This is a genomic window from Mesorhizobium sp. STM 4661, assembly GCF_000359125.1.
Lineage (GTDB): Bacteria > Pseudomonadota > Alphaproteobacteria > Rhizobiales > Rhizobiaceae > Mesorhizobium.
The window spans coordinates 22,929-48,653 of record NZ_CAAF010000077.1; the positions used below are offsets into that span (position 1 = coordinate 22,929).

A 25,725-nucleotide genomic window follows, 5' to 3' on the forward strand; every position below is an offset into this window, starting at 1 on the left:
TCTCGAAACGGCCTTGCGGTACGATCCCAATTTGCAACTATGAACTCAGATTGCTTGTGGGGGCCTACGCTGCAATCTGATGCCAGCTGCGGGCCAGTCAGACACTGGATCACTGAATCGAACGTCTATCTTCCGCGACTTCCGAAGTTAGCTCATTGGTATATGACGGCCGCGGCGAGCGAACATAGTCCTCTCCGCGAAGTTCCAGACTGCATATTATGCGACTTTGGCCCCAGCCAGGCCGGTCTGGCTCGCTTCCCAGCACCTTGACTTCTCACGAAAAGCAAGGGATTTGCTGGACGGTTAAAAGGCGCCACGACGCCGTAGGATTGGTGCCAGCCAGCGGTGCTTTGATATCGTTGGGTCGGGGCTAAGTCCATTGATGTCGAGTGACAGCACTAGCGATGGCCACCAAAGCGGCTTGATCGGCAAAGTGGGATTTTTCTGGATCGTTATCGATCGGGCTGGTCGTGACGCCATTTTGGGCGACGCGATCGATTTTGCCGATGCCGAGACTTATGGTGAGCTGCTAACCCATCCGGGCGGACATTATGACTATTGGGAAAAGATGAAACGGCGTGGCGCGGCCTGGTTACGGGCTAGAAACCTAAGTGCCGCGCTGTTGTCGACCGAATACGAAGATTGGCCACGCGGTCGGGTCGTCTATTCGACCAAACCAGGGTCGCTTTCACGGTTACACTGATGCTCGGATCCAGACTTCGGCGCGGGTCACACTGGTGCGAGAGATGTTCCAGATTTCTCACATCAACCTCGTGGTCTCAGGAGACAGTCATTATCGGCCGCCCCCGGCCGCCTCATTCATCGCAGACGATGAGAGGTAACGACATCTCATATGCCCTCACCGGCCATTTGTAGCTTGCGGTGGCTCCTGATCGTTAGTTTTAACGGCCATCGCTCGACAGATACTGGGCATCAGCTCCCAAAAAGGACCGATTCGCTGCAATTTTGCAACACTCCGAGAAATTCCATCCGAAAGGCTCAAAATTCTAATCCAAAACAGGGCTAGAGCGCGGTCAATTTGTCTGCTCGCGATTATAGCGTAGAGCCATGGGCTCTCCATGTGCAATGGAGGTACTGTCCCATGAAAAATCATCTCGAAGTGCAGCTCACGCCGATCTCGGAGCTGAAGGTTTCACCATTCGCATCGCGTAATCATCCGCGCGAAAAGCGTCGTAGGCTAGCGGCCCATGTGAAAAAGTACGGAGTGCTTGCTCCGCTGCTCATTGAGACAGGTGGCTTTATCGTCGACGGTCATGCGAGGTTAGAGGCCGCCAGCCAAGCCTGCCTCACGCACGTCCTTACGATCGACATCTCCCATCTAGCCGAGGTCGACAGACGAGCCGTTCGCTTGGCGATGAACCGTCTGGCTGAAGGCGGGCAGTGGGACAAGGAGGCGCTTGCGCGGGAACTCAAATATCTGATCGAGGTCGGCTACGACATCGACCTTACTGGTTTCGACACGCTCGAGATCGAGAACGTCATCGAGATTGTCGATGAGCCTTCGGGCGTTGAGGAGCATATCGATGCCAAGATGGTTTCCGAAATTCCGGTGTCCAGGTATGGCGACATCTGGATTCTGGGCGAGACTGCGACCGCACACAGGATCGCCTGCGGCGACTTTCGCGATCAGACTCTCTTGGAAGCTTTGTTTCAGTCTCGAACTGCCGCGATCAGCTTCGGGGATCCGCCGTACAACGTTCCTATAAAGGGGCACGTTTCAGGCCTGGGCAAGGCATCGCACAGTGAATTTGCGATGGCCTCTGGGGAGATGAGCCGGACGGAGTTCCAGGCCTTCCTCGGCGCCACTCTCTCGGCGATCTTTGCCCACATGTCCGCGAGCGGACTTGCCTATGTGTGCATGGACTGGCGCTCGATCGCTGCTTTGATTGATGCAGGCGAGTCGCTCGGCCTCGAGCTTCTCAATATGGCTGTCTGGGTCAAGACCAATGCGGGCATGGGCAGTTTCCTGCGCTCGCAGCACGAACTAGTCGTAATCTTCAAACGTCCCGGCGTTTCCCACCGCAACAATGTTGAACTCGGCAAGCACGGCCGCTCTCGATCGAACGTGTGGCACTACAGGGGCGTCAATGTCATGGGGCCGGAGCGACACCTGCTTAGCGAACATCCGACCGTAAAACCGTCGGCAATGGTTGCCGATGCCATCCGTGATGCCAGCGTGCCAGGCGATATCGTGTTCGACCCCTTCCTAGGATCCGGAACGACACTGATCGCCGCGGAACGCACCCGTCGGCTTTGCTACGGGATCGAGATCGAACCGATCTTTGTCGACCTAGCCATTCGTCGCTGGCAGGCCGAGACCGGCAAGGACGCCGTTCGCGTCGGCGATGGCATGATCTTTGGCGCGGTCGAAAGGGCAGCCAAGGCTGGCTGGAAGGCCAAAGACGGCCCGCCAGCGCCTTTGCTGCTGGAGGGCTTGAAGACGCCGACGCTGCCCGGCGCGTAGGAGGTCGCCTCAAGCTTGTGTTGAAGCTGGGGGCAACCGGCGCTGAATATCAATAGTCCACGATGCCTCGGCCCATTGGCCGAGGCATCCCTGTTTCATCGTCCGACGTGAAGAAATAATCGATCGTCGATTCGAAGGACCTCCTGCGCTTAGTGTTGCCGAATATCACGCCATAGAAATTTTCTACTGAGATAGGCGCAAAACTTTGCCTATTAAGGAATAATATTCCTACAATATCATACTTCTTGCAAATTTCTTGCAACAACGCCTCTTCGGACGTGTGATCTTCACTCCGCGAAACAAGTTGATTTCATCTTATAAGGCCGCCAGGACGCGAGATTTTCGCGCCCTTCCCATTGTCTCGCGGGATTTTTCAAGGGCGCTCGTGAGGAGTGCCATCATGCACTTAGATTCAAAAAATGGGCCATCGATGGCCCGGTTTTCCCACGCTTTTAAGACATCCGCTCGTCCAGCAGCATCAAAGGCGGTCACGTTGGGGGTGCTGTCATGAGCGATAGCAAGGGTGACGAAGAGAGTGTCGGCTACGGCAAGCCGCCCAAACAAGCGCGTTTTCGACCGGGCCAGTCTGGCAACCCTAAGGGCCGGCCGAAGACCAAATCGAAGAGCTTTGCCAGCGGGATCCTGGCCGAACTCGAACAGTTGGTTGTTGTTCGTGAGAATGGACGTGAACTCAAACTCACCAAGCGAGCCGTGATCGTCAAGACGCTCGTCGCCAAAGCCATGAAGGGCGAGGTGCGAGCCTTGAAAGAGATCAAGGAGCTGTTGCCGCAACAGTTCAAGCACGAAGGCGCTGCCCTGCCAGGTGAGGATGTGAGCGCTGAGGACGTCGCGGCACTCGAACGCTTCGTCGAACGACACCTGTTTAGCCACACCAAGACGGAACCAGCCAACAGTCTCGCATCAGATGAGACTACCAAGGAGAGTGGTCATGACCAATAATGATGACACTCGGGAAGCGCTGAGATTGGCCTCCCGCAATCACCTTCCCATGTTCGGTGTGCGTGCCCTGCGTATCCTATTGGCAGGCAGCTATCAGCATTTCGACTACGTCGATCTGCTGCTGCTTTGGATGGGCACGCGAATGCTCACCGGCCGAGCATGGCAAGGCGTGGTGAACATGCCACCTCGGCACCTAAAAACCCTTTGCGTCATATGCGCCATTGCCTGGTATCTCGGGCGGAATGTGACGAAGCGCGTGATGCTAGTCACCCATTCGTTGACCCTTTCCAACACCGTAGCCCTCAAAGTCCTGAGCCTCATTCGCAGTCCATTCTTCCAAACCGTCTTTCCGGAGCTTCACCTCAGGGATGACAAGCAGGCTGCGATGGACTTCGAAACGACCATGAGCGGCGGCCTCATTGCCGGCAGTTTTGGCAGTCGGTTGACTGGCCATGGCGCAGATCTACTCGTCATGGATGACCCCATCTCCCCACAGGAAGCCTTCTCGATTGCGGCGAGAGAAGCAGTGGAATTGTTCTATGAAACGACGCTCAAGCCGCGCCGCAATAACCCCCAAACGGGTGCGCGCCTGCTCATTACCCACCGGACGCACCCAGATGACCTTTCGGGCAAATTGCTCCGGGAAGGATTTGATCCACTCGTCCTTGCTTTGGAGGCCGAGGAGGATGAACGTCATGAAGTCGACAAATTCATCTACAGTCGCAAAAAGGGCGGCGTGCTCCAGCCGACGATCTATACGCCCGAGGTCCTGGCAAACCTCAAGCGCGAGACGCCCGCCCATGTCTTTGCGACCCAGTATCAAAACCGCCCGGTCGCTATTGACGGCGGTTTGCTCAAGCGAAGCGACTTCCCCTTGGTGCCGAGTGTCCCCCAAGGCGGCCAGACCATCATCTCTTGGGACGTCGCCTCCTCGACCAACCCAAAGTCATCCTATTCGGTGGCCTTGGTGTTCGTGCGGCACCAAAACGTCAGCTATCTCCGACACATCACACGTAAACGCATGGATTACGCTGAGCTGGCGAGCACGGCTAGGGCGCTGCACGACCTCTATAAGCCGACCCACCACCTGGTCGAATTCACCTCGCTAGGCCCTGCCCTCATGGCCGAGCTGCAGGGTCTCGGAGCCAACGTGATCGCCATGAGACCAACCGCCTCCAAGTTGGAGCGGCTACTGGCCGTCATGAACCAGGTCAACAGCCAGCAGATCCATCTGTGGCAGCCAACGCCGGGGATTGAGACCTTCCTCGACGAGGCGTTTTCCTTCCCGCACGGGTCGAACGACGACCAGATCGATGCCTTGACGCAGTACCTCAAATGGATCGCCGACATCACGCCAGCGCCCGGTCACGAACTCGTTGCTATCGGCATTGGCAGGCCTCCGCACCGGCGCGACCGCTACTACTCCATCAAGCGGATGATCCGCAATTGACCGACAACCCACCCTTTCAGTTCAAAGGAGACCCCAGTGGACTATTTGGATACAATAATTCGCAAACCCTCAATGGTAGGTCATTGGACGCTCGATCTGACTAGCTTCAAACACTCGATCGATGGCGTCACCAGGGACATCTTCGGCTTCCGTCACGAGGACCGTGGCCTTCTCATCGACGACCTGAAGGATATGACCCGAAGGCCTGACCTTCCCAATGAACGGACATGGGGACCCATCTTCCCAGACTGGCAATTTACCGACGAGCCCTTCGTTGCCACGTTCCGCATCAGCCCCATGGGAAGGTATTTCGAGGTGGTCTGGATCCGTTCCACGATCGTCCATCAGCGCTCGCCCGAAATGCTTCTCGGGAAGGTAGAGGTTCTCGATATCGACGACAGCCAAACCATCGATCTCAGAGAGCGAAGGCTCGACAGGGCTGAAAGGGAGGGGAGGCTATAACCTAGTCCAGGGAAACGACCACGGCCGCTCGAGGAAACTCGGGCGGCCGCTGAACTCTCCGGTCCACCGAAAAAGGGTTACGCTTTTGCCTTCCGCCTAGCCGCCGGCTTTTTCACGGTGCCGGCGCCGTCTTTACCAGCGACAATCGTTTGCAGTCTTTGCCGGTGAATATTCCACCGGAGACAGAATCTCCTTAGCGTTGGTCAGGCCGACTTTTTCGAAAAGAGGGCGTGAAATTCTTGATCTCGTCTATCGCCATGCGAAATCCACAGGGTTGCTGCTGGCCATGCCCTCCTCTTCGATTTCGATGACCGCACTGCCGACCGAAGAGACCGCGCACCTCCCGCGCGTTACCCCCATCGAACTTATCAGGGCCATACCGATATTTTCGGCGCTGACGAAGGACGAGCAAGAGGCTCTTGCCGCAACAGCCTCAGAGCGCACCTATCGCAAGGGCGAAATCATCGCGCGACAGGGAGAGATGCTGCCGTCTCTCATGATCGTCCGGACCGGCGTTATTGTACGGCAACGCGAAGATGATGCCCGTCTGGAAGAAATCGGCCGTCTGGCGCCCGGTGATTTCTTCGGGGAGAGCGGTTTGCTCGCCGGTATCGGCGAGATGTCGACATTGCGCGCGATGAGCCATGTCGTGGTGTACGAAATAGACCAGAAAAGCTTCGCTCCCTTGCTGCTCGACCGGCCCGAAATGGCCGAAGATCTGGCTATCATCCTTGCAGGCGGAATGCCGGCCTCGGGCGAAAATGGCAAAGCTGGGCAGCAGCACGCAAGCTCCAGCTTTGCGCTGCTGAAAGCCATTCAGACGGTCTTTCGCAGCGTTCCGTTCAAGCGAGTTCGAGCAGGCGGCCGATATGACGCGCAAGAGGATAGAGTCCCATGACCCTTCTACAAACCAACGTCGCAAGTACCGAAACCGTCGTTCTGCCACCGTTCCGTGACCTTGCCGATGGATTCAAAGTCAGGCGTGCATTGTCGTGGTCAAGCCCGTACACCGCGATCGTGCGATCTACGTCGTCGCCGGCGAAGTCGAAATCATCGGCCGATCCGGTTCGTTCGGCGAGGCCGAATTGATACTGCTGGAGTCCGGCGTCGAAGTCGTGCTTCAAGCGCCAGCCTTCCACGCCACGCGACTGATGCTTATGGACGGCGAGCCCTTTTCAGAGCCGAGTCACATTTATTGGAACTTCGTCTCCTCCTCCGCTGAGCGGATCGAACAGGCAAAGGCCGATTGGGCGTGAAGGCCGCTTTACGCCTGTCCCAGCAGAGCATGAATTCACTCGCTGCCGGAGGATCCGACGGATCGCCGATCCTGACGCGTTTTGCGTCAGACAGCGAAGGCCGGCTGAGACCAGGCACAGGTCAGACGATCACGAAATCACGTTGATCTCGTTCATGGTGTCCTCGTCGAGCAGACCGTCGAACCAGACGTCGAACATTGTCTCGAGCAGAAATTCATCGCCGCTTGCTTCGGAAAACAGCGTTAGCGATGCGTGCAATTTCCTGGCATCGGTATCCCCGAACACGGCGCGGACGCTCGTGTCGAAGAGCCGTTGAAGTATGCCGACGCACTCTCGATAGCGACCTCCCAGTATCGGATCCGAGAGATACGCGTTGGCTTCGTCGAGTGATGTGATGGCATAGGGTTGGGACGCGTCGCTTCCCCCGATGGTCAGCCTGGGAAATATGAATTCCATGTAGGGAGTGCACATCATCCCCTGACGTAGCATACCGATCGCATCGTCGTAGACCGGCTCCTGCGCAAGGACGAATCGCTGCAGATCACACTCGTCGTTCATTTGGCTCACCCAATCATCCCAAACACTACCCGGCTACGACGTCGGCGTATTCGGGATGCGCCACGACGAACCAGCTCATGAACGGACATTTCAGGATTGCCTTGCGGCCGGTCTTGCGGAGCAGCTCAAAGGTCCCGCGCGCCAGTCGCGTCGCGATGCCCTGGCCAGAAAATTCCTGCGGAACTTCCGTGTGAACCAGAACCACCCGCCCATGGTCGACGCGGTAGTAGGCCGTCGCAAGCGTTCCGTCGGCAATCGGCAGCTCGAACCGATGCTCTTGCGCATTTTCCGTGACCTCTGGGCTCATGCGAGGAAGTCTCAACTATTCGGTTGCAGCTGTGGCCTGTCGTCTGCCGCTGGCAGAACCGCCGGCAATCGCAAGGTCACCATCGTGCCTGATCCGAGGACGCTGTCGATTTCGACACTGCCACCGTGCTGCTCGGCGAAATATTTGACCATCGGCAAACCGATCCCGCCCAGGCCCTGGCACTTCGTGGTGAAGAAGGGATCGAAGGCACGGACCATGGTCTCCTGCGTCATGCCGATACCAGTGTCTGCGACGCGGATCTCGAGACGGGCAGCATGGCCTTGACCCGCTACCGCGGCGTCTATGGAGATCGAGCCGCCGTCGGGCATCGCGTCGCGCGCGTTGAATACGAGATGTTCTGGAGGCCCAGACGATCGCAGTTAGCGGCAGGCAAATCGGATCCGACGCGGACCTCGAGCCGGACGTGCAGTTCCGCGCTTCGGATCAGAGTCTCGACCTCAGCCAGGCAGACACTCAAGTCCGCGTGTTCGATTTCTCTGGGAGGCTCCAAGGCTCTGCCCAATGCATGTCGGACGAGCGCGCCAGCGCTTTGCAGCGCCGTCCTGGCACTGGCGACCACGGACTCAAGGGCCGGAGCCGTTGAGACGCTTGGATCGCGCGCGACGCGGTTCAGCGCCGATGATGCGATTTGGATGAGATTACCAAGGTCATGAACGATGCCGGCGCTTGGCTGCTCCGTGCGCCCTCCGTTGGACGCACTATCGCCGTTCCGACGAAAGCCATCGTCGCCAACCGTGCCCGTTTTGTTTCTGAGCGTGACAATTGACATCCCCTCCGGTCCTTAGGTGCGTAGCTGATTTGGTCCCGCTGAGACGCTATCTACGCAGTCGATTGGATTGAGGATAAGGGCCGCGTGTCCAGCGGATTGGGGTGGTCTTATCACAAGCTTACCGGGACGGGGTTTCTTGTGTGCGGGAGGGTCGACCATGTACCCCCAGAGCCCGGTCGACCCATGCATATGCATCTGCCCTCCGCCTATTGCCCCATAGGGTTCCCGGTCTTTGGGCTCATCGGTCCTAGACCTTCGCATCGAACGACAGATGCTTCCGTTCGATAGTTTGGCCGCCAGCTCCGTCGCATTGTCTACAGCGAAGAAAGAGGGGTGTGCCGGCTGCATGGCCGGCCCAATCGCCAACTCAATCATGGAACGCGAACGAGGAGTTTCGACATGAAAATCGTGGTTATCGGCGGCACCGGACTGATCGGTTCGAAGACGGTCGAAAGGCTGCGCAAGAAGGGCCATGAAGTGCTCGCAGCGTCGCCGAATTCGGGCGTCAATACGATTACCGGCGAGGGCCTTACCGAGACGCTGACAGGAGCACAGGTTGTCATCGACCTGGCGAATTCGCCATCATTTGAGGACAAGGCGGTCATGGAGTTTTTCGAGACCTCCGGGCGAAACTTGCTCTCAGCAGAAAAGTGGGCTGGTGTGAAACACCACATCGCGCTCTCTATCGTGGGCGCCGAGCGCCTGCCCAATAGCGGCTACCTGCGCGCCAAGATGGTCCAGGAGAGGCTGATCAAGGACTCCGGGATACCCTACACCATCGTCCACTCGACCCAGTTTTTCGAATTCCTCGGCGGCATCGCTCAGTCGGCAACGGTTGGGGATACTGTCCCCCTGCCTTCTGCCTATTTTCAGCCGATTGCATCGGACGACGTCGCCGACATCATGGCGGAAGTGGCACTCTCAACGCCGATCAACGGCACGATCGAAATCGCCGGACCCGAGCCGGTCCGCATGAGCGACCTCGTAGCGCGGTTCCTGAAAGCGACGAATGATCCCCGCAAGGTGATTGCCGATCCCCACGCGCGCTACTTTGGCACCGAACTCGAGGATGGGTCGCTCGTCCCCGGCGATCACCCGCGCATCGGCGCCCAGCGCTTCGAAGACTGGTTCAGCCACGCGTCGCCCTGGCCGCACTAGGCTGCCCTCGCCGCGGCACGCACGTCACCAGATGCCGTGTGGGCCTCGAGCTTGAAACGTGAAGGAGCAGACGATGAAAGACGATCTTCTTTCTTCCTCCGGGGCATCGCGGCGCGATGTTCTGCTGGGCGCAATGGCCGCCACCGTTGCAGCCGGCCTGCCCAGGGTCGCGCTCGCCCAGGCTGAGCGGAGACAGAACCTTCCCACTTCCAAGTCAAGCAAAGGATCAACGACGATGAGCACGATCACCACCAAGGACGGTACGGAAATTTACTACAAGGATTGGGGGGCTAAGGATGCCCGACCGATCGTTTTCCATCACGGGTGGCCTCTGAGCGGCGATGATTGGGATGCGCAGATGCTCTATTTTGTCGACAAGGGCTATCGCGTCGTCGCCCATGACCGGCGCGGCCATGGCCGTTCGGCGCAGGTGAGCGACGGTCACGACATGGATCACTACGCCGCTGACGTTGCCGCCGTTGTCGAGCATCTCGACCTGAGAAATACGGTCCATATCGGTCACTCTACCGGCGGCGGCGAAGCTGCCCACTACACAGCGCGGTACGGTCAGCCACAGGGCCGCGTCGCCAAGTTGGTTCTGATTGGAGCCGTGCCGCCGATCATGGTGAAGACGCCGGCCAATCCAGGCGGCCTTCCGATAGAAGTGTTCGACGGTTTACGGAAGGCACTCGCCGGCAATCGGGGGCAGTTCTATCTCGATTTCGCAGGCGGTCCGTTTTATGGCTTCAACCGGCCGGGAGCAAAGCCAATTTCAGGCGTCATCGAAAACTGGTGGCGGCAAGGCATGATGGGCAGCGCCAAAGCGCAGTATGAGGGCATCAAGGCCTTTTCGGAGACCGACTTCACCGAGGATCTGAAGACGATCAACGTGCCGACGCTCGTGATGCACGGCGACGACGACCAGATCGTTCCGATCGCGGACTCGGCACTGCTCTCATCGAAGCTTCTGAAAAAAGCGACGCTCAAGGTCTACGAGAAATTTCCACACGGCATGTGCACCACCCACGCCGATGTGGTGAACCCCGACCTGCTCGCCTTCATCCGCTCATAGGCTGGCGCCGCACCTTGGCGCGAGCCCGATCGCCGGCCGTCCCTCCCCGGCCGGCGACCCCCCCTTCAACCTCAACTGGAGCCAAGACAATGATCAGGACCATCCTCTGCACCGCAGCCCTGGCAGTCGGCCTCGCGTCTAGCGCACTGGCCGCCGGCAAAGTCACTCTGGTATACGACCAACCGCTGCCCAACGTGCCGGGCAAGAGCATGCGCGGCGTCCTCGTCGAGTATGAGCCCGGCGGCAGTTCTCCCGCGCACATTCATGCAAAATCGGCCTTCATCTATGCGACGGTTCTCGAAGGCGCGATCCGCAGCAAGGTGAATGACGGGCAGGAAACGACATATCGCGCCGGCGACAACTGGTCCGAATATCCGGGCGACCGTCACAGCGTCAGCGCGAACGCCAGCACAACTGAACCGGCCCGCCTGCTGGCCGTCTTCGTCGTCGATACAGACGAAACGGAACTCACGATATTCGACGACGAGTAAAGTCAAGGGTTTCCGCATTTTGAACAAGAGAGCCGCGCCGCAATGGGTCGACGGCGCGGTCAACCAGATAAGGACAGCCGCGATGCTTATCGACAAACTGCATGCTTTGACGTCGCCACGCCTTGCTATGATCGACGTCAATGCCACGGTGCAAGCGGCCGCCCGTTCGCTTTCCACGCCCGGCATCGGCCTCGTCGTGGTCTGCAATGGCAACGGCGGCGCCGAAGGCGTGCTGAGCAAATCAGACCTCGTCCGCCATCTCGTCAGTTCGGCGTCGTCAGTGCCACCGGTTTCAGCCCTGATGAGCAGGCCTATCGTGTCGTGCACGCCGGAGGATGATCTGCATGGGGTGTGGCAGACAATGGCTGCCACAAGCCTGCAGAACATGCCGGTGGTCGACGTCGGCGCCAGGCCTATCGGTATTCTCGACATACGCGACGCGATGAAAGCTCTGTTCGAGCGGGAAGAGATCCAAGAGCAAATGCTTTCCAACTACGTCGCCGGTGTTGGCTATCGCTAACTCGGCTCTCGGCAGTCAAGCGACGACGCCTGTAGGGCATCCTTGTGAAGGATAGTGAACATGAAACTATACTACAGTCCACTGGCCTGCAGCCTGGCCGATCACATCGCCCTGCTGGAAGCGGGCGTGCCGTTCGAACGCGAGAGCGTCGACCTGAAGACGAAACGGACGGCTTCGGGAGCTGATTTCAATGATCTAACCTGCAAGGGCTACGTACCGGCACTGGTGCTGGATAGCGGGGAAATCCTTACCGAGAACATAGCAGTTCTCGATTGGCTCGCCATGCAGTATCCGGCGCTCGGGGTCCCGGGAAAGCTTGGCCGCACACGCCTTCTGGAAGCGCTGGCTTTCGTCTCGACTGAAGTGCACCGCAACTTCAAACCGATGTGGCATGCGAGCAGCGAAGCTGAGAAGGCGCAAGCAAAAGCGACGATTTCGAGGCTCCTGAACCTTCTGGCTGACGGCATCGAAGGCGACTATTTGTTTGGCGCGGCGCCCAGCGTCGCGGATTTCTATCTGTTCGTGATGCTGTTGTGGGCCGAGCGCTTTGACGTCCGCCTCCCCGCACCCTTCGTAGCGCTGCGTCGGAAGATGGCGAGCCGGCCGGCCGTGCAAGCGGCCATGCTGCACGAAGGGCTCATCGGAACGAAAGATCGACAAGCCCCAGCGCGTCCCGACCCGGAAGGGGCTGAACTGCAGCTGACGCGCTAACCGACATCGTCAGCCGTCGGCGCCAACGAAACAGAGCCGGCGCTCCCGCGAGAAAATGAACCCACCAACCGACATCATGGAGTCTGACATGACCAAGCGTCTGAATTTCCTGGCCGCAAGAACGGCGGCATCGAGGGTCTCGTCGCCATCGAGAGCTGGCTTGCCAACAGCTTCAACCCGAAGCTGCTCGAGCTCGTCAAGTTGCGGGTGTCGCAAATGAACGGCTGCGCGCATTGCCTGCACATGCACCGGCAAGATGCAATCAAACTGGGCGAGACCGACGACCGGCTGCTGCTGCTCGACGCCTGGTGCGAGTCTGCCCTCTACACGGAACGCGAACGGGCTGCCCTCGCCTGGGCGGAAGCCCTCACCCGGATCTCAGAAACCCATGCGCCTGACGCGGTCTACGAGGAAGCCCGGAAGGCCTTCTCGGAAGATGAACTCGTCGCGCTATCGATCGGCGTCGCCACGATCAACGCCTGGAACAGGCTGGCGATCGGCTTTCGCCTGCAGCATCCCGCGGATCGCATGCGCGCCGCCGCTTGAAACCGGCGACAACGCGGGCCAGCGAAACCGGCCGAAACGCAGTGAGGAGACATACGACATGAACGGAACCACCAGCCGGATGCTTGCAGGGGTCTCGGTCCCTGATACCCCTCTCGTGCAGCAGACTCTCGAATATGCGCGGAGCGAATGCGAGGCCTATCTGTTCAATCACGTCGTCCGCTCCTGGTTGTTTGCGGCGCGGCTCGGGCAGCTCCGCAACATCGACCACGACGCGGAAGTTGTCGCAGTCGGGACCTTGTTGCACGACATAACGCTCAACGAACGTTTTGACGGTCCGCGCCGTTTCGAAGTCGAAGGCGCGGATCTGGCCAGGATCTTTGCGCGACAAGGCGGTGTCAATGAGCGCCGGGCTCAGCTCATCTGGGACAGCGTCGCCCTCAACTCCACCCCGTCGATCGGCCTCTACAAGGAGGCGGAGGTAGCCCTTTGTACCGCCGGCATCTGCCTGGATGTTGTCGGACTCAAGTACGAGACCATCCCTGCGGCAGAGATCGCCAGGGTTGTAGGTGAATTCCCGCGGCTCGATATGAAGCGGCGCATGACACGGTGCTTCTGTCACATCGCCCAGACGCACCCGGAAACGACCTACGACAACTTCGCCCGGGACTTTGGCGAACGCTTTGTGCCCGGGTATCGGGCGCCTTCTTCCGTCGACTTCGTGTCGAACGCGCCCTTTGAGGAATAAGCCCCTCCAAGCCCCGGAGTGGCCGCTTTAGTTCGTCCTGCGCAACGAATTCGGCTTCCAGCTCTGCGCCAGCGACGAGTTACTCTTCCGTGCGCTTGGACATCCCATCGGATGACCGCGGGATCAAACCGAAGGCCTGGCCGCGCCGGTATCGCGCATCGTAGCCGGCAATGTTTCCCATGCCCGGATCAGCTCGCCGATGGACGCGACCTCCATCTTGCGCATCACATTGCCGCGGTGGAGCTTGACAGTGATTTCGCTGATGCCGAGATCGAATGCGATCTGTTTGTTGACTCGCCCGTGAGCGACTTCGCGCAGGACCTGACGTTCGCGTGGCGTCAGCGTCTCAAGGCGTTCGACATTGCGCTTGACGACCACTGCGTCCGCCCGCCGCGCGGCGTCCATCGCAATCCCCGCAATCACCGCGTCAAGCAAGGTTTGGTCACGTGCTGGCTTGGTGAGAAAGTCGACGGCACCGGCCTTCATCGCCTGGACAGTCATCGGAATATCGCCATGCCCGGTCAGAAAGATGATTGGCTTGGGGTTGCCGCTTTGGGCCAGACGATACTGCAGGTCGAGTCCGCTTGCGCCTGGCATGCGCACGTCGAGGATCAAACAGCCGGGGCTGTCCAATACGTCGGCGTCGAGGAACTCGCGGGTCGAGGCAAAACAGACTGACTCGAAACCCGCCGACACCACCAATTCGGACAACGCCTCCCGAACAGACGCATCGTCATCGACAATGATGACGCGCGGCTGCTCCGCCTCACTCCTCCGCTGCTGCGATAGCGGTGCCGATCTCCGCGGGAGCGGCTGCTCACCTGTCATGATCATCCTCCACTTTTCGATTGGGTAAGGCGTCGCCGACCGCCGCAAGCAGGGCCTGGGCATCGAAGGGCTTGCGGAAGAAACCGCTAATGCCCTGCGCGCGGTCCTGATCGGCTATCTCGTGGCGGCCTGTGATCAGGAACACCGGCAGCTCCGGACGCGCCCGCTTCACCAGGTCACGAAGTTCAAATCCGTCCATCCCAGGCATCCCGATGTCGGTAATGAGCACGTCCAGGCCCGACAGCCCGCTGATGAGTAATTGTCGCGCGGAAAGCCGGCGGACTCAAGAACTTCCTCCAGCGACTCGAGCAGCCTTGGATCGTCGTCGATAACCGCTACTACAGGTTTATGCTTGTTCACGTTCAGCTCCCTCCCGCTCGGCGCGCGTGGGTGATCGGTATTTCCAGCCGCGCACGAGATCGGCGAGGGACGCCGCTGCCACTTTCTGCATCACATCCCTTCTATGGCCGGGCATTTTTCTTGTCCGGTCAGTCGTCAGACCGGCGACCATATGTCGTCCGCCGCCACTTCCCTGCGGCTCTGGTGGATGAGAGGTCCCGAGGCAATTGAAGCTAGCTGGCCGGGGGCCATGCCGGGCGCGGATGAGTGTTGCGTCGGGACCGCGGCCAGCTCGAGGATTGACCGAGTTGTGCGCATTCTCGCGTATCGGGAGAGTCCGATCTTGATGGCAACCAGCACGGGCGCGGCGATTACAAAAAGAAGAGCGACCGCATTGAACGCCGTGTCGAAAGCGATGACCGTGGATTGACCTGTAACGACCCGGCCCAGCAGGCTCGTGGCTGCCCGGCCGGCGGCCACGGGATCCATTCCTTTTGCCATCAGTGAGACTGTCATCGCCGCCAGTCGCTGGGCGACCGCCGGAACGCCTGCGGTGACGTTGGCGCCGAGCACCGCGACATTGGCTGCGACGTGGTGATCGATAAGTGTCTGGAGGCCGGCGACACCCATGAGACCGCCAAGCTGGCGACCCGTATTGAAGAGGCCTATGCCGGACGCGAGGTTTTGGCTGTTGAGTTTGCTGAAAGCGATGAGGGTGATCGATAGGAACAGGAAGCCAAGGCCCAAGCCGCGCAGCAGGATGGCCGCCATCATGTCGTCCGCGCCGCTCTCGCTGGTCGAGCCTGACAGCATCCACATCGCAACCATGATCATCAGGATACCAAAGGGTACCGTCGCAAATGGAGGAACGCGGCGGACCTGCACGAGAAAGGCAGCGATGAGGAGTGCGCCGATGAAAAGCACCCCACTCGGCAACAATAGCTGTCCCGCGTCGGTGGGTGTGAACGCGAGGACGGAGATGGCAAATGAGGGAATCAGGAACGCGCTTCCAAACAATGCGGCACCAGCCACAAAACTGACGATAAACGCGAAGCAAAAATCGTCTGATCGGAACAAGGTGAAGTCGAGCGGGCCTTGGCCCCTGGCAATCACTTGTTGCCCGAGAAATGCCAGCAGGCTGGCCGTACCGGCGAAAGCCAGCCACGCTATGCGAGGTTCCTCAAACCAGTCCCATCGGCTGCCCTGGCTGAACACATAGGTGAAGCACAAGAGTGTCGTGGAGACGAGTGCAAGGCCGATCCAGTCGAACGGAAGGCGCGCAGTCTTTGCGGACATCGGACTGTCGGCGAGCAGCAGGAGACCCGCAGCGGCCAGCGCCACCGGAACGATGCTAAAGAATATCCATGTCCACGACTGGCTATCCAGCAACCAACCCTGAAGAGCTGGTGCGATCGTCGCCGGGGCAACCACTGACCCCATCGCGAAAAAGGCTTGAAGGACCGGCTGGTGGTGTCGTGGATAGACTAGGAAGATAACCGCCTGCCCGGTCACAAGCAGGGTGCCTCCGGAGAAGCCTTGTATGATGCGCAACGCGACCAGCAAGTCCAATCGAGCCGTGAGGGCGGCAATGGCACAAGCCGTGCCCATGATCAGGGTTGAGCCGATGATCAGACTGCGCGGATTGACACGGCTCATCAGCCAGGGGGCGGCCATGAACCCGATCAGCTTCGGAGCGATGTATCCGATATCGAGCCAGGCGAACTCATCAGGCGTTGCATATGTGTCGCCGATGATATCGCCGCGCCCGAGCGACAGGACTGTGCTGGCGATCGCCTCCGTCAGAGTGGCGAGCACTATTCCCACGACGAGAAGGGCTCCTGGCGCGGGTCGGCTGCAACTCCGTGCGGCGGCGGCTCCCGTCATGAGGCGCTCCCTCGATCAATCTCGACACGTGCCGACAGGCCGGGCACGAGGAGGCCAGGCAACGGATTGCCCACAAACCGTATCTTCACCGGAACGCGCTGGACGACGCGAACAAAGTTCCCTGTCGCATTGTCTGAGGGAAGCAAGCTGAAAGTGGACCCACTGCCGGGTGCAAAGCTGTCGACAACCCCCTCGAACTTCTCGCTCGGATAGCCGTCCACGGTGACACTGACACGCTGACCAAGGCGGATATGTTCGATCTGGGTTTCCTTGAAGTTCGCCACGACCCAGACATCGTTGACCGGAACGATATCCAGCAGGGAGGCGCCCGGCGCGACAAGTCGGCCGATGCGGACCTGGCGATTGCCGATAACGCCGCCGACTGGCGCACGCACCACAGTGCTGTCGAGATCGATCTGGGCGAGATCGCGAGCGGCCCGCGCCAGCGCAACGGCGGCAACGGCAGCTTCGCGCTGAGTTTCAAGAACAGCGATGCGCTGCTGCTGTGCCTCTACCGTTGCCGATGCTCCTGCCACGCTCGCCTCAGCTCTCGACCGCGCGGCATCACTTTCGTCGACCTGGGCCTGGCTCACCGTCTTGCTGCGGATAAGTTCGCGGCGGCGGTCGGACGCCAATGCCGCGAGGTTCAATTCGGCCATTGTCGACAGTTTCTGGGCTTCGGCCTGCCGAACCAGGGCATGCTGAAGCTGGATTTCGGCATCGACATTGGTGAGGCGAGCCTGCGCGGCTTCGACATTGGCCACAGCTTGCGCGAGCCGCGCACGGTAGTCTCGATCGTCGATCCGGAACAGGACATCCCCAACTCGGACGGTTTGGTTATCCTCAACCTCCACTGCGGTCACATAGCCCGCAACTTTTGGAGCGAGCGAGGTCACGTCCGCACGGACATAGGCGTTGTCTGTAGACGTCTCGCCGTTCGCACGAGCCCAGGACCATCCCGCAGCCCCGACCACCACGGCACCGAGGCACAACAGCAAGCCAATCATCTTTTTCCTACCGTGTTGCGCCATGATGACCTCCGGTAATGGGCGTTACCATTGACATATATGGTAACGAACGTTACCAATCAAGAGATGCATTGTGATGGATGAAGAGCTATGGCTGCAGCAAAGACAGCGCGGCATAAAGAGCGCCGAGGGGCTCTTCTTCGAGCGGCGGCCGAGGCGTTTTTCGAACAAGGCTACGCTGCGACAAGCATCGACGCGATCATCGGACGCGCCGGCGGCTCGAAGCGCAACATCTACAGTGAGTTCGGCAACAAGGAGGGCCTGTTCTCGGCGATCGTGACGGAAAGCGCAGACAAAGCGCTTTCGACCTTGGAAATCGAGGACATCGAAAGCCACGATTTGCAGGCGACGCTGACCGCGTTTGGTCGGCATCTCATGGACGTCTACATGTCGTCCACCGTGATCGGCATCTACCGAATTGCCGTCACCGAGGCCAATCGCTTCCCTGATCTGGTGAAGTCGTTTTACGAACAAGGACCAGGCAGGACCACAGTGAGGCTCGCCGAGGTCCTTGAAGTGGCCAGAGAACGAGGGGAAATTCAGGCAGATGATTGCCTCCGTGTAGCCGGGCATTTTGTCGGCATGATCCGTGACAACCTTCACCTGCAGGTCGTTCTCGGGCTGCGCCCGGCACCGTCGGACGAAGAAGCACAGGAGGCGGTCGCATCCGTCGTAGAGATCTTCTTGAACGGCGTTCGACCTGGCCGGGGCAAGTAGAAGGGCGGTTGTCGCCTCCAACATCGAGCCGTCTGGTGAGCGTTCGGGCGGTGTGCCAATGCTGCATTCGACCCATGCTTCTCGACACTCCTGGGCCTCATCAATGATCCGCCTCACGTCGTCCGCGGCGACGTTGTCGCGCCTCATCAAGCACTGGATGATTGGGTCAGCCAGCATCTCTTTGATCGTTGGTTCGGCGTTTGCGGGGTCCATGGTCTGTTCCCTTGTCCGGCTCGGGCTCGCACTTGTGCCTCCGCCGAAGCATCCTAGGGGACGGCCGCAGCAGCAGGTCCGCGAGTCCGTCCCCGGTGTTTGGCCTTGGATTATCTGGAGCCGCCGGGCCTGGTGATCGACGGAGCCTGCGACCTGCGACTTGCCGCAAGCTGCATGGCAGCAATCGTCGCGACGCAAATGCCTATCACGACGTGCGTCCACATCGACCCGAATCCGAGCAGGAATGGAGCGACCACTGTCCAGCACCCCAAGGTGAGATTGGACCATTCGGCCCAATCGCCGTAGCGATAGAGCGCCACGGCAGAACAGCATACAATCAGCGTGCCTACGATCCCCGCGTTCCAGGCCGCGAGCGGTAACGCGGCGAACATGAAGGCAGAGCAGGCCAGGCATGCGCCCAGAATGAGGTTGGTCCATTCCAACCCTTTGCTTGGTACTTCACTTGTCATCTTCTTCTCCTTTGAGTTTATAGATGCCTAACCTCTCGCATTACTGAGATTGAGGCAGGTTGTAGTAGAATGACGTAGTCCGATGCATTATACTATTCTACCCAGGCATCTATTGGGCGATGCAAAGGGCTAGGGCAGTCGGTCGCAGGGATGGCACACACGTGCTGGGGCATAGGGGAAGGCGCCCCCCTCGTGAGAACAGCGCGCTGCCTTCGACCGGGCTTGTGTCGGATTGCCATCCACGTCTTGCTGCTGGGGACTCGGTCTAGCCGCGGGCGATCGCAGTGCAACGATCTGGATCCGGAGCAGCGCCTTTCACCGGCCACTGCCAGAATCAGATCAAAAGCAGCGGCACCAAGCGCATCCTTCAGGGGGCGCGGCAGCCTGCGGCAAAGCCATTCATCAAGGCGCCATCAGCGTTAGTCGACGATCCCCGGAGACGCTCTTCTTCCGGCCATAAGGGCCGGCCGCAGAACCTCTTCTCATGAGCTAGGTTTGCGGTCGTTGGCCGGCGCGCGAGCTGGGCAAATGGTGGGGTCGCGTTTTTCTCCTGGGAGCCCTCAATTTTTCAATCTTCTGGTATCTGCTGTTCGTTGCCGCCTATCGACTGCCTGGTGGCGTCGCGGCCACGGTAGGGGCTATGCAGCCGCTTTTCGTGCTTTTCCTGGCGCGCTTCATGATCGGAACGTCGATACGCCCAGTTTCCGTCTTTGCTGCGCTTGCCGGAGTTCTCGGCGTCGCCATACTAATACTGCAGCCAAATGCGAGGTTCGATCCGGTGGGACTTATAGCCGGTCTCGGCAGTGCCGTATCTCTTGCGGCGGGCTTAGTGCTGAGCAAACGCTGGCAAGCGCCGGTCTCGGCGCTCACTTTCTCGGCCTGGCAACTAACCGCCGGCGGATTGCTGCTTTTGCCGTTCGCTCTTGCGGTGGAGCCAGCCCTGCCCATGCCGAGCGCGAAGAACTTGGCCGGCTTCATCTGGCTTGCCGTGCCCGGCGCGGCTTTGACCTACATCCTTTGGTTTCGCGGCATTGCGCGGCTCGGACCTGCGGCTGTCGCCCCGCTCGGCCTGCTGAGCCCAGTCGTCGCGGTGGTAATCGGCTGGATGGTGCTCGGCCAGAGCCTCGGAGCGTTCCAACTAACTGGTATGGCGATCGTGCTGCTCAGCGTTTGGGCGGGGCAGAAGGTCCCGCAGGCCGCTCAGGTACCTCGACCTAGCAGAATGCGTGACCGCATCTCCCGAAAACTTTCGGCCTCCAACCTCGAAAGGAAGAAAACATGAAACCCTCCCGTACAATTCGCGTAATTGGCCTGCTCTTGCTCGGCAGCGCGAGTCTTTTGACCGAAGCACAAATAGCCCATGCCGCCGACGTGAAGTCCGTTTCGAGGCTCGCATTCGGCCCCGACAGCATTCTCTTTGTTGCCGACTGGAAAGGCGCCCAGGTGCATGCGCTGGCGTTGCCGGCGCCCGTGCCCAGAAGCGGCGAAGGCACCTTCAATATCGTGGACCTGGAGGCGTTGCTTTCCAAGTCGCTAGGCGCTGGCAAGGTCAAGGTCGAAGACATGGCGGCGCGCCCTGGCTCGGGCGAGGTGTACCTGGCGGTGAGTATCGGAGCGAACAAGACGCCGGCGGTTGTTGCCGTGACTTCCGACAAAAAGGTGCGCGAGCTCAACCTTGCGAGCATCAAGTCTACGACGGTTGCGCTGAAGAACCCGAACAACTCCAACTACGAGTTCTGGAAGGAAACACCGGAACGCAGCTTCACTGTCACGGACATGAAGTGGAACAACGGCGAGTTGTTCGTTGCGGGCCTGTCAAATCAGGATTTCGCGTCGACTCTGCGTCGCATCCCGTACCCGTTCACCAGCCAACAGACGATGACGTCGGTGGAGATCTACCACACCACGCACAACCAGATTGAAACGCGCGCTCCCATTCGCGCAATGTCGTTCGCAACGCTTGGCGGAAAGCCTTACGTCGTCGCCGCGTATCTCTGCACGCCGCTCGTGACCATCCCGCTCGAGGACTTGAAGGACAGTGCGCACATCAAGGGCAAGGCCATCGCGGAACTGGGCTACGGCAACACCCCCGCGGACATGATTTCGTACAGCGCCAAGGACCCGAGCGACAAGCCGCAAGACATGCTGATGCTGTTGAATTACCAACGCTCGGGCAACATCATCCCGGTCTCCGAGGTCGAGGCTGCGAACGAGAAGCCAGGCATCGACAAGCCCGTGCCTGCCGGCCAAATCGTCGGCGTGCAGGAGACGCCGGCACCGCTGGTGGGGGCCACCCGCATCGACAACCTCGACGACCAGTTCTTCATCGTTGTGCGCCGAGAGCTGGAGAAGGATGCCCTGCAGTTGGTGTCGTTCGACAAGGCCATGCTCTTCCGGCTAACCGATTACGTCTCCGAGTACGACTTTCCGCAGTACCGCTACAACAACAACGCATTCCAGCTCAAGAACTTCAAGCCTGCCCATGACATCCTGATGAAGCAGGAAGGGTTCCCCGAGCTCATCGGTTCGCACGAGTGAGGCCGGTGTGACGAAGGCGTTGCGCGCTCTGTGCGCCCTGGCCCTATGGACAGCGGCCGCCGCTCAGGCGGTCGCTGCTCAGTTGGTGCCTGTTGCCGTCCAACCGTCAGGGCCTGAGGTGCCAGCGAACCTGTTGCGCATCTCCCTTGTGTTCGCGCAGCCTGTCGGCGAGCAGGTCCTGCCACGGCTAGAACTGCGCCAGGCCAACGGCAATGTCATCGACAAGCCGTTTTTGGAGCAGGAACTCTGGTCTCCCAGCGGCAAGATCTTGACGGTGCTTCTGCATCCTGGGCGCGTGAAGAGCGGGCTCATCGCCCATGACACCGTCGGACCTGTGCTCCACGCCGACGGGCTGGTGGTGCTGACGTTGGGCGGTCAGGAAATCAAGCGCTGGAAGGTGGGTTCGGACGACCACGATGGCCCGCGCCCGTCCGGCTGGAACGTCGGAAGCGTCCGCGCAGGCACACGCGAGCCGCTGGTAGTGGAGCTGGACGCGCCTATCGACGGTCGGGATGTCGACTACCTCGCGGTTGCGAACTCGAGTAATCGCCGAATCCAGGGGCGCGCTCGGCTCGAAGTTGGCGAAAAGAGATGGATCTTTGCGCCCGACGCTCCATGGACTGAATTGAGGTACACGCTGGCCGTCTTTGGCAACCTCGAGGATGCTTCCGGCAACCGGTTGAACGGACACTTCGAGTCGCCCGGCACTGCGCCTGAGCCGACAGCTGCCGACGTCTACATCCCTCTAGCGATTGACCGAGCGCTGGTGACGCCGTAAGCGCCGCTTACGCAGTTCCACCGGTATTTTTCACCGGCAGCGAAAACTGTCCGCACCACTGCGAGCTTATTCCCCCGCCACGTTGTCCGTAAGTTGATGTCCATCGAACAGATCGACATTAACAAAGGATTCGATGATGACGCGCGCGGAACTTGCCGATGTCACACGGTTGACGAGCCTCGCTGCGTTGACTGCCTCTATCGCTCACGAGGTCAACCAGCCGCTGGCCGGTATCATCACCAACGCCAGCACCTGTCTCAGGATGCTGGCCGCCGACCCGCCCAATGTTGAGGGCGCCCGCGAGACCGCGCGCCGCGCCATCCGCGACGGCAATCGCGCGGCCGATGTGATCACGCGGCTGCGTGCTCTTTTCAGCAAGCGGGCAGCCGCGATCGAACCCATCGATCTTAACGAGGCCACTGCCGAGGTAGTTGCCCTGTTGTCAGGCGACCTTCAGCGAAATCGCGCGATTCTGCGCACCAAACTTGCCGACGGGCTGCCGAGGGTCGGCGGCAACCGCGTCCAGCTCCAACAGGTGATCATGAATCTGTTGCGCAATGCTGTGGATGCGATGACCGACGTGGACGATCGCGCGCGGTCAATATTGCTCAAGACTGAGCCGGACCAGGACGGCCATGTGCGCCTCTCGGTGCAGGACGCCGGCGTCGGCTTTGGCCCTGCGGGTCCTGACCGGATCTTCGATGCGTTTTACACCACCAAGAGCGACGGCATGGGAATCGGACTCTATGTCAGCCGTTCCATCATCGAGAACTTTAACGGGCGCCTCTGGGCTCAGGGAAACGATGGCCCAGGCGCCACCCTCTGCTTTTCGATCCCGGAATACGTTCCGGATCCCGCGACAACAGATCATATCGGCCCGAGACGGGCGCCCGTGAGCGGGTGCAGGCCGACCCGTGACGAAGCCCGCAGCTGAGCAACCGCTCACGCTTTTCCTGGAATTGCTCCTAGCTCATGGCGTCTGCGTCCATGACCGCCTGGGCGAAGGCCTCAGGTGCTTCCTGGGGAAGGTTGTGACCGATGCCGCCGCTGACAACGCGATGGGTGTACTTGCCCGAGAACTTTTTTGCATAGGCACTGGCATCAGCGTGCGGCGCGCCGTTGGCGTCGCCCTCGAGCGTGATTGTAGGAACGGTGATAACCGGCGCCTGCGCAAGTTGCCTTTCAAGCGCGTCGAACGTCGCTTCGCCTTCGGCGAGGCCGAGCCGCCAGCGGTAGTTGTGGATGACGATGTCGACGTGGTCGGGATTGTCGAAGGCGGCGGCACTGCGCTCGAAAGTGGCATCGTCGAAGTTCCACTGCGGCGAGGCGATCTGCCAGATGAGCCTAGCGAAGTCGCGCCGGTATTTCTCGTAGCCGGCGCGACCGCGCTCGGTGCTGAAATAGTACTGGTACCACCACTGCAACTCGGCTTTCGGCGGCAGTGGCTGCTTGCCGAGCTGCTGGTTGCCGATCAAATAGCCGCTCACGGAGACCAGCGCCTTGCAGCGTTCCGGCCAGAGTGCTGCAACGATGTTGGCAGTCCGGGCGCCCCAGTCGCAGCCGCCGACGATCGCCTTATCGATCGCAAGGGCATCTATCAGGGCGAGGATATCGGAGGCGATGACGGACTGTTGGCCGTTGCGCACCGTCGTATCGGACAGGAAGCGGGTTGGGCCATAGCCACGCAGATAGGGGACGATCACACGATAACCTCTCGAAGCCAGCAAATGCGTGGCATCGACATAGGTGTGGATGTCATAGGGCCAGCCATGAAGCAGGATAACCGGCGTGCCGTCGCCAGGACCCATTTCGGCATAGCTCACGCTAAGCGCCCCGGCATTAACCTGCTTCAACGGTGTGAAACTATTGCGCATGGTGGTTGCCTTTGCTGGATCCGTCGCGACGGGCGCTGGCTTGGCTGGCGCGATCAGCCCCAGCTCGGCGGCGAACGTCATCGCCGTTGCGCCAATCAAATGGCGACGACGGAAATCGACGGTTGCGGGAGTCCTGTCCGTGTTCATGACGAATGCCTCGCAGATTTCAGTTGCGGGCGATCGGCGCATCGTGCGCGCCGGTCGCCAGTTCCAACGGCTGCGTCAGACGAGACTGACTGTCACGTCGATGTTTTTGCTCAACGCCTTGGAATAGGGGCAGATCTGGTGCGCTTCCTCGACGAGGGCTTGCGCGACATCCCGCTCGACGCCTGGCAGGCTTACGTTGAGGCGGGCGCGCAGGAAAAAGCCCTCGCTGCCATGGTTCAGGTCGACTTCGGCGTCGATGGTCGGGTCCGAGGCGAGCGTCACTCTGCGCTTGCGCGCCACGATGTCGAGCGCACCTTCGAAGCAGGCCGACCAGCCGGCCGCCAGCATCTGCTCGGGGTTGGTGCCCGGTCGTCCGGAGCCGGGCGGCGAAAACTTGACTTCGAGCTGGCCGTCGTCGCTACGGGCGATGCCGTGATCGCGGCCGCCCTGCGTGTGAGCCCTTCCTGTATACAGAAGCTTCTCGCCCTGCGGGGCCGTTGCAGCTTGTGACATGGTCGTTCCTTTCGGTTTCTAAGAATGATCGGGAGAAAATTTCGGAGCCTGCGTCAGGCCGCTGCGGCAACGCGGTAGCGTGCTGCGGGAAGGCGATTTGACAGATTGGGGATGAGTTTTTGACGGGCCGCTTCGTAAGCGTCCCAGTCGGCGGCGTCGGGCAGTGCGGGGATGGTGACCAGCTCACCCTGGTCGAAACCCGAAAGAGCAGCATCGACCATGTCCTCGGCGGACATGAGGATTGCGCTTGGAAGGTTTTCGAGGGGCCTGCCGGACAGGTCCCAGAAATCCGTGGCGGTGGCGCCTGGCAGTACGGCCTGGATGCGCACATTGCTGGCGGCCAGCTCCTTGAACAGCGACAGGCTGAGCGCCAGAACGAAGGCTTTCGTACCGCCATAGACGCCGTTGAGGGATTCCGGCCGGATGGCAACGATCGACGCCACGTTGACGATCGCTCCTGCGCCACGCGCCGCGAAGGTCGGCGCTGCGGCATAGGTCAGGCGGGTGAGCGCGGTAACGTTCAGCGAAATCATCCGCTCCATCGCGTCGACATCGGCCTCCAACAATGGGGCGACTGAACCGATGCCGGCGTTGTTGACCAGCATGGTGATGCCCGGCTCTGTTGCGAGCAGCGTCTCGATCCGCTTCAAGTCGGCTCTATCGTTGAGATCTGCGGCAATGACGTTGACAGCGCGGCCAGTGGCGCCGGCAATGCGTCCCGCCACCGCATCGAGCTTCTTCTGGCTGCGGGCAACCAGGATGAGATCGTAGCCGCGGCGTGCGAGCCTGTCGGCGTAGATCGCGCCGATCCCTGAAGAGGCGCCTGTGACAACTGCGATCCCTTTGGAAGTAGTAGACATTTCATTCTCCGATCCGGTTTTGCGCCGTCTGGTGGCGATGGATTGTGGGATGCGCGGCCGGGGG

Annotated in this window: 27 protein-coding genes and 3 pseudogenes; 19 read left to right on the forward strand and 11 right to left on the reverse strand. The window is 60.2% G+C overall.

Annotated elements, in window-relative coordinates; genetic code table 11:
* Positions 1-382 precede the first annotated feature (382 nt).
* From MESS4_RS25975 to MESS4_RS26005, 7 genes are all read left to right on the forward strand, one after another.
* Entirely contained in the window at positions 383-703 is a 321-nt protein-coding gene (locus MESS4_RS25975; RefSeq protein WP_006337665.1) for a hypothetical protein, read from the forward strand.
* Between the two features lie 399 nt (positions 704-1,102).
* Complete coding sequence (locus tag MESS4_RS25980) at positions 1,103-2,485, forward strand: DNA modification methylase (protein WP_006337672.1); 1,383 nt, start codon at positions 1,103-1,105, stop codon at positions 2,483-2,485.
* Between the two features lie 507 nt (positions 2,486-2,992).
* Positions 2,993-3,445 (forward strand): DUF5681 domain-containing protein, encoded by a 453-nt coding sequence (locus tag MESS4_RS33795; protein ID WP_006337680.1) that lies wholly within the window; start codon positions 2,993-2,995, stop codon positions 3,443-3,445.
* Positions 3,435-4,895 carry a hypothetical protein gene (locus MESS4_RS25990; protein ID WP_006337682.1) on the forward strand — a complete coding sequence of 487 codons (1,461 nt, stop codon included), beginning with the start codon at positions 3,435-3,437 and terminating at the stop codon, positions 4,893-4,895. Before MESS4_RS33795 ends, MESS4_RS25990 begins: the two co-directional genes overlap by 11 nt.
* Before the next feature lie 36 nt (positions 4,896-4,931).
* Positions 4,932-5,357: a hypothetical protein gene (locus MESS4_RS25995; protein WP_006337683.1), complete on the forward strand. Its 426-nt coding sequence runs from the start codon at positions 4,932-4,934 to the stop codon at positions 5,355-5,357.
* Between the two features lie 199 nt (positions 5,358-5,556).
* Entirely contained in the window at positions 5,557-6,255 is a 699-nt protein-coding gene (locus tag MESS4_RS26000; RefSeq protein ID WP_244441224.1) for a cyclic nucleotide-binding domain-containing protein, read from the forward strand.
* A gap of 94 nt (positions 6,256-6,349) precedes the next feature.
* Positions 6,350-6,613 (forward strand): pirin-like C-terminal cupin domain-containing protein, encoded by a 264-nt coding sequence (locus MESS4_RS26005; protein ID WP_006337686.1) that lies wholly within the window; start codon positions 6,350-6,352, stop codon positions 6,611-6,613.
* 129 nt (positions 6,614-6,742) lie between these two features.
* Here MESS4_RS26005 and MESS4_RS26010 read toward each other — a convergent pair whose 3' ends face one another.
* From MESS4_RS26010 to MESS4_RS31340, 3 genes are read right to left on the reverse strand one after another with little or no spacing between them, the layout of a single operon-like run.
* Complete coding sequence (locus MESS4_RS26010; protein WP_006337687.1) at positions 6,743-7,171, reverse strand: DUF1810 family protein; 429 nt, start codon at positions 7,169-7,171, stop codon at positions 6,743-6,745.
* A gap of 25 nt (positions 7,172-7,196) precedes the next feature.
* Positions 7,197-7,478, reverse strand: a complete 282-nt coding sequence (locus MESS4_RS26015; protein WP_006337688.1) for a GNAT family N-acetyltransferase — start codon at positions 7,476-7,478, stop codon at positions 7,197-7,199.
* A gap of 11 nt (positions 7,479-7,489) precedes the next feature.
* On the reverse strand, positions 7,490-7,807 hold the full coding sequence (locus MESS4_RS31340) for a HAMP domain-containing sensor histidine kinase (RefSeq protein WP_006337689.1): 318 nt from the start codon (positions 7,805-7,807) through the stop codon (positions 7,490-7,492).
* Between the two features lie 860 nt (positions 7,808-8,667).
* Between MESS4_RS31340 and MESS4_RS26030 the strand changes: the two genes are divergently transcribed.
* From MESS4_RS26030 to MESS4_RS26060, 7 genes and pseudogenes are all read left to right on the forward strand, one after another.
* Positions 8,668-9,426 carry an SDR family oxidoreductase gene (locus MESS4_RS26030; protein ID WP_006337692.1) on the forward strand — a complete coding sequence of 253 codons (759 nt, stop codon included), beginning with the start codon at positions 8,668-8,670 and terminating at the stop codon, positions 9,424-9,426.
* Between the two features lie 235 nt (positions 9,427-9,661).
* Positions 9,662-10,498: an alpha/beta hydrolase gene (locus MESS4_RS26035; RefSeq protein ID WP_036242201.1), complete on the forward strand. Its 837-nt coding sequence runs from the start codon at positions 9,662-9,664 to the stop codon at positions 10,496-10,498.
* Between the two features lie 89 nt (positions 10,499-10,587).
* Positions 10,588-10,989, forward strand: coding sequence for a cupin domain-containing protein (locus tag MESS4_RS26040; RefSeq protein ID WP_006337714.1), 402 nt, complete (start codon positions 10,588-10,590; stop codon positions 10,987-10,989).
* 82 nt (positions 10,990-11,071) lie between these two features.
* Complete coding sequence (locus tag MESS4_RS26045) at positions 11,072-11,509, forward strand: CBS domain-containing protein (RefSeq protein ID WP_006337717.1); 438 nt, start codon at positions 11,072-11,074, stop codon at positions 11,507-11,509.
* A 60-nt stretch (positions 11,510-11,569) separates the two neighbouring features.
* Positions 11,570-12,220 carry a glutathione S-transferase C-terminal domain-containing protein gene (locus tag MESS4_RS26050; RefSeq protein WP_006337719.1) on the forward strand — a complete coding sequence of 217 codons (651 nt, stop codon included), beginning with the start codon at positions 11,570-11,572 and terminating at the stop codon, positions 12,218-12,220.
* A gap of 88 nt (positions 12,221-12,308) precedes the next feature.
* Positions 12,309-12,766: pseudogene (locus MESS4_RS26055) on the forward strand (carboxymuconolactone decarboxylase family protein).
* A 58-nt stretch (positions 12,767-12,824) separates the two neighbouring features.
* Positions 12,825-13,472: a hypothetical protein gene (locus MESS4_RS26060; RefSeq protein WP_006337723.1), complete on the forward strand. Its 648-nt coding sequence runs from the start codon at positions 12,825-12,827 to the stop codon at positions 13,470-13,472.
* A gap of 123 nt (positions 13,473-13,595) precedes the next feature.
* Here MESS4_RS26060 and MESS4_RS26065 read toward each other — a convergent pair whose 3' ends face one another.
* The 4 genes and pseudogenes from MESS4_RS26065 to MESS4_RS26080 all read right to left on the reverse strand — a co-directional run bounded on the left by MESS4_RS26065 (position 13,596) and on the right by MESS4_RS26080 (position 17,554).
* A complete protein-coding gene (locus MESS4_RS26065; RefSeq protein ID WP_036242206.1) occupies positions 13,596-14,300 on the reverse strand; it encodes a response regulator transcription factor in 705 nt (234 codons plus the stop codon).
* Positions 14,290-14,660, reverse strand: a pseudogene (locus tag MESS4_RS26070) (response regulator). Before MESS4_RS26070 ends, MESS4_RS26065 begins: the two are co-directional and overlap by 11 nt.
* Positions 14,661-14,795: 135 nt before the next feature.
* Complete coding sequence (locus MESS4_RS26075) at positions 14,796-16,523, reverse strand: MFS transporter (RefSeq protein WP_006337727.1); 1,728 nt, start codon at positions 16,521-16,523, stop codon at positions 14,796-14,798.
* The gene (locus MESS4_RS26080; RefSeq protein WP_006337728.1) at positions 16,520-17,554 is read right to left on the reverse strand and encodes an HlyD family secretion protein; all 1,035 of its coding nucleotides are present in this window, start codon (positions 17,552-17,554) and stop codon (positions 16,520-16,522) included. Before MESS4_RS26080 ends, MESS4_RS26075 begins: the two co-directional genes overlap by 4 nt.
* A gap of 87 nt (positions 17,555-17,641) precedes the next feature.
* On the opposite strand from MESS4_RS26080, the gene MESS4_RS26085 reads away from it, so the two are divergent.
* Positions 17,642-18,268, forward strand: a complete 627-nt coding sequence (locus tag MESS4_RS26085) for a TetR/AcrR family transcriptional regulator (RefSeq protein WP_006337729.1) — start codon at positions 17,642-17,644, stop codon at positions 18,266-18,268.
* Between the two features lie 323 nt (positions 18,269-18,591).
* Here the strand turns inward: MESS4_RS26085 and MESS4_RS26090 are convergent, their stop codons facing one another.
* Positions 18,592-18,951: an SPW repeat protein gene (locus MESS4_RS26090; protein ID WP_006337732.1), complete on the reverse strand. Its 360-nt coding sequence runs from the start codon at positions 18,949-18,951 to the stop codon at positions 18,592-18,594.
* 523 nt (positions 18,952-19,474) lie between these two features.
* Between MESS4_RS26090 and MESS4_RS26095 the strand changes: the two are divergent.
* The 4 genes and pseudogenes from MESS4_RS26095 to MESS4_RS26110 form a co-directional block, all read left to right on the forward strand.
* A pseudogene (locus tag MESS4_RS26095) lies at positions 19,475-20,233 on the forward strand (EamA family transporter); the annotation flags it as partial.
* Complete coding sequence (locus MESS4_RS34820; protein ID WP_006337734.1) at positions 20,230-21,489, forward strand: hypothetical protein; 1,260 nt, start codon at positions 20,230-20,232, stop codon at positions 21,487-21,489. The pseudogene MESS4_RS26095 and the gene MESS4_RS34820, both read left to right, overlap by 4 nt.
* 133 nt (positions 21,490-21,622) lie before the next feature.
* Positions 21,623-22,267: a hypothetical protein gene (locus tag MESS4_RS26105; RefSeq protein WP_157385683.1), complete on the forward strand. Its 645-nt coding sequence runs from the start codon at positions 21,623-21,625 to the stop codon at positions 22,265-22,267.
* 136 nt (positions 22,268-22,403) lie between these two features.
* On the forward strand, positions 22,404-23,201 hold the full coding sequence (locus tag MESS4_RS26110; protein WP_006337744.1) for an ATP-binding protein: 798 nt from the start codon (positions 22,404-22,406) through the stop codon (positions 23,199-23,201).
* Positions 23,202-23,232: 31 nt separating this feature from the next.
* Here MESS4_RS26110 and MESS4_RS26115 read toward each other — a convergent pair whose 3' ends face one another.
* The 3 genes from MESS4_RS26115 to MESS4_RS26125 all read right to left on the reverse strand — a co-directional run bounded on the left by MESS4_RS26115 (position 23,233) and on the right by MESS4_RS26125 (position 25,661).
* Positions 23,233-24,288 (reverse strand): alpha/beta hydrolase, encoded by a 1,056-nt coding sequence (locus MESS4_RS26115; RefSeq protein ID WP_006337746.1) that lies wholly within the window; start codon positions 24,286-24,288, stop codon positions 23,233-23,235.
* Between the two features lie 75 nt (positions 24,289-24,363).
* Positions 24,364-24,801, reverse strand: coding sequence for an organic hydroperoxide resistance protein (locus tag MESS4_RS26120; protein WP_006337748.1), 438 nt, complete (start codon positions 24,799-24,801; stop codon positions 24,364-24,366).
* A gap of 53 nt (positions 24,802-24,854) precedes the next feature.
* Positions 24,855-25,661 (reverse strand): SDR family oxidoreductase, encoded by an 807-nt coding sequence (locus tag MESS4_RS26125; protein ID WP_006337750.1) that lies wholly within the window; start codon positions 25,659-25,661, stop codon positions 24,855-24,857.
* Positions 25,662-25,725: the final 64 nt, after the last annotated feature.

Coding starts and splice junctions, on each gene's coding strand:
- MESS4_RS25980 (WP_006337672.1), top strand. CDS start 1,103: ATGAAAAATCATCTCGAAGTGCAGCTCACGCCGATCTCGGAGCTGAAG.
- MESS4_RS25975 (WP_006337665.1), top strand. CDS start 383: ATGTCGAGTGACAGCACTAGCGATGGCCACCAAAGCGGCTTGATCGGC.
- MESS4_RS26090 (WP_006337732.1), bottom strand. CDS start 18,951: ATGACAAGTGAAGTACCAAGCAAAGGGTTGGAATGGACCAACCTCATT.
- MESS4_RS26050 (WP_006337719.1), top strand. CDS start 11,570: ATGAAACTATACTACAGTCCACTGGCCTGCAGCCTGGCCGATCACATC.
- MESS4_RS26045 (WP_006337717.1), top strand. CDS start 11,072: ATGCTTATCGACAAACTGCATGCTTTGACGTCGCCACGCCTTGCTATG.
- MESS4_RS26110 (WP_006337744.1), top strand. CDS start 22,404: ATGACGCGCGCGGAACTTGCCGATGTCACACGGTTGACGAGCCTCGCT.
- MESS4_RS26120 (WP_006337748.1), bottom strand. CDS start 24,801: ATGTCACAAGCTGCAACGGCCCCGCAGGGCGAGAAGCTTCTGTATACA.
- MESS4_RS26015 (WP_006337688.1), bottom strand. CDS start 7,478: ATGAGCCCAGAGGTCACGGAAAATGCGCAAGAGCATCGGTTCGAGCTG.
- MESS4_RS26115 (WP_006337746.1), bottom strand. CDS start 24,288: ATGAACACGGACAGGACTCCCGCAACCGTCGATTTCCGTCGTCGCCAT.
- MESS4_RS26085 (WP_006337729.1), top strand. CDS start 17,642: ATGGCTGCAGCAAAGACAGCGCGGCATAAAGAGCGCCGAGGGGCTCTT.
- MESS4_RS34820 (WP_006337734.1), top strand. CDS start 20,230: ATGAAACCCTCCCGTACAATTCGCGTAATTGGCCTGCTCTTGCTCGGC.
- MESS4_RS26040 (WP_006337714.1), top strand. CDS start 10,588: ATGATCAGGACCATCCTCTGCACCGCAGCCCTGGCAGTCGGCCTCGCG.
- MESS4_RS31340 (WP_006337689.1), bottom strand. CDS start 7,807: ATGCCCGACGGCGGCTCGATCTCCATAGACGCCGCGGTAGCGGGTCAA.
- MESS4_RS33795 (WP_006337680.1), top strand. CDS start 2,993: ATGAGCGATAGCAAGGGTGACGAAGAGAGTGTCGGCTACGGCAAGCCG.
- MESS4_RS26125 (WP_006337750.1), bottom strand. CDS start 25,661: ATGTCTACTACTTCCAAAGGGATCGCAGTTGTCACAGGCGCCTCTTCA.
- MESS4_RS26075 (WP_006337727.1), bottom strand. CDS start 16,523: ATGACGGGAGCCGCCGCCGCACGGAGTTGCAGCCGACCCGCGCCAGGA.
- MESS4_RS26065 (WP_036242206.1), bottom strand. CDS start 14,300: ATGACAGGTGAGCAGCCGCTCCCGCGGAGATCGGCACCGCTATCGCAG.
- MESS4_RS26080 (WP_006337728.1), bottom strand. CDS start 17,554: ATGGCGCAACACGGTAGGAAAAAGATGATTGGCTTGCTGTTGTGCCTC.
- MESS4_RS25990 (WP_006337682.1), top strand. CDS start 3,435: ATGACCAATAATGATGACACTCGGGAAGCGCTGAGATTGGCCTCCCGC.
- MESS4_RS26035 (WP_036242201.1), top strand. CDS start 9,662: ATGAGCACGATCACCACCAAGGACGGTACGGAAATTTACTACAAGGAT.
- MESS4_RS26030 (WP_006337692.1), top strand. CDS start 8,668: ATGAAAATCGTGGTTATCGGCGGCACCGGACTGATCGGTTCGAAGACG.
- MESS4_RS26060 (WP_006337723.1), top strand. CDS start 12,825: ATGAACGGAACCACCAGCCGGATGCTTGCAGGGGTCTCGGTCCCTGAT.
- MESS4_RS26010 (WP_006337687.1), bottom strand. CDS start 7,171: ATGAACGACGAGTGTGATCTGCAGCGATTCGTCCTTGCGCAGGAGCCG.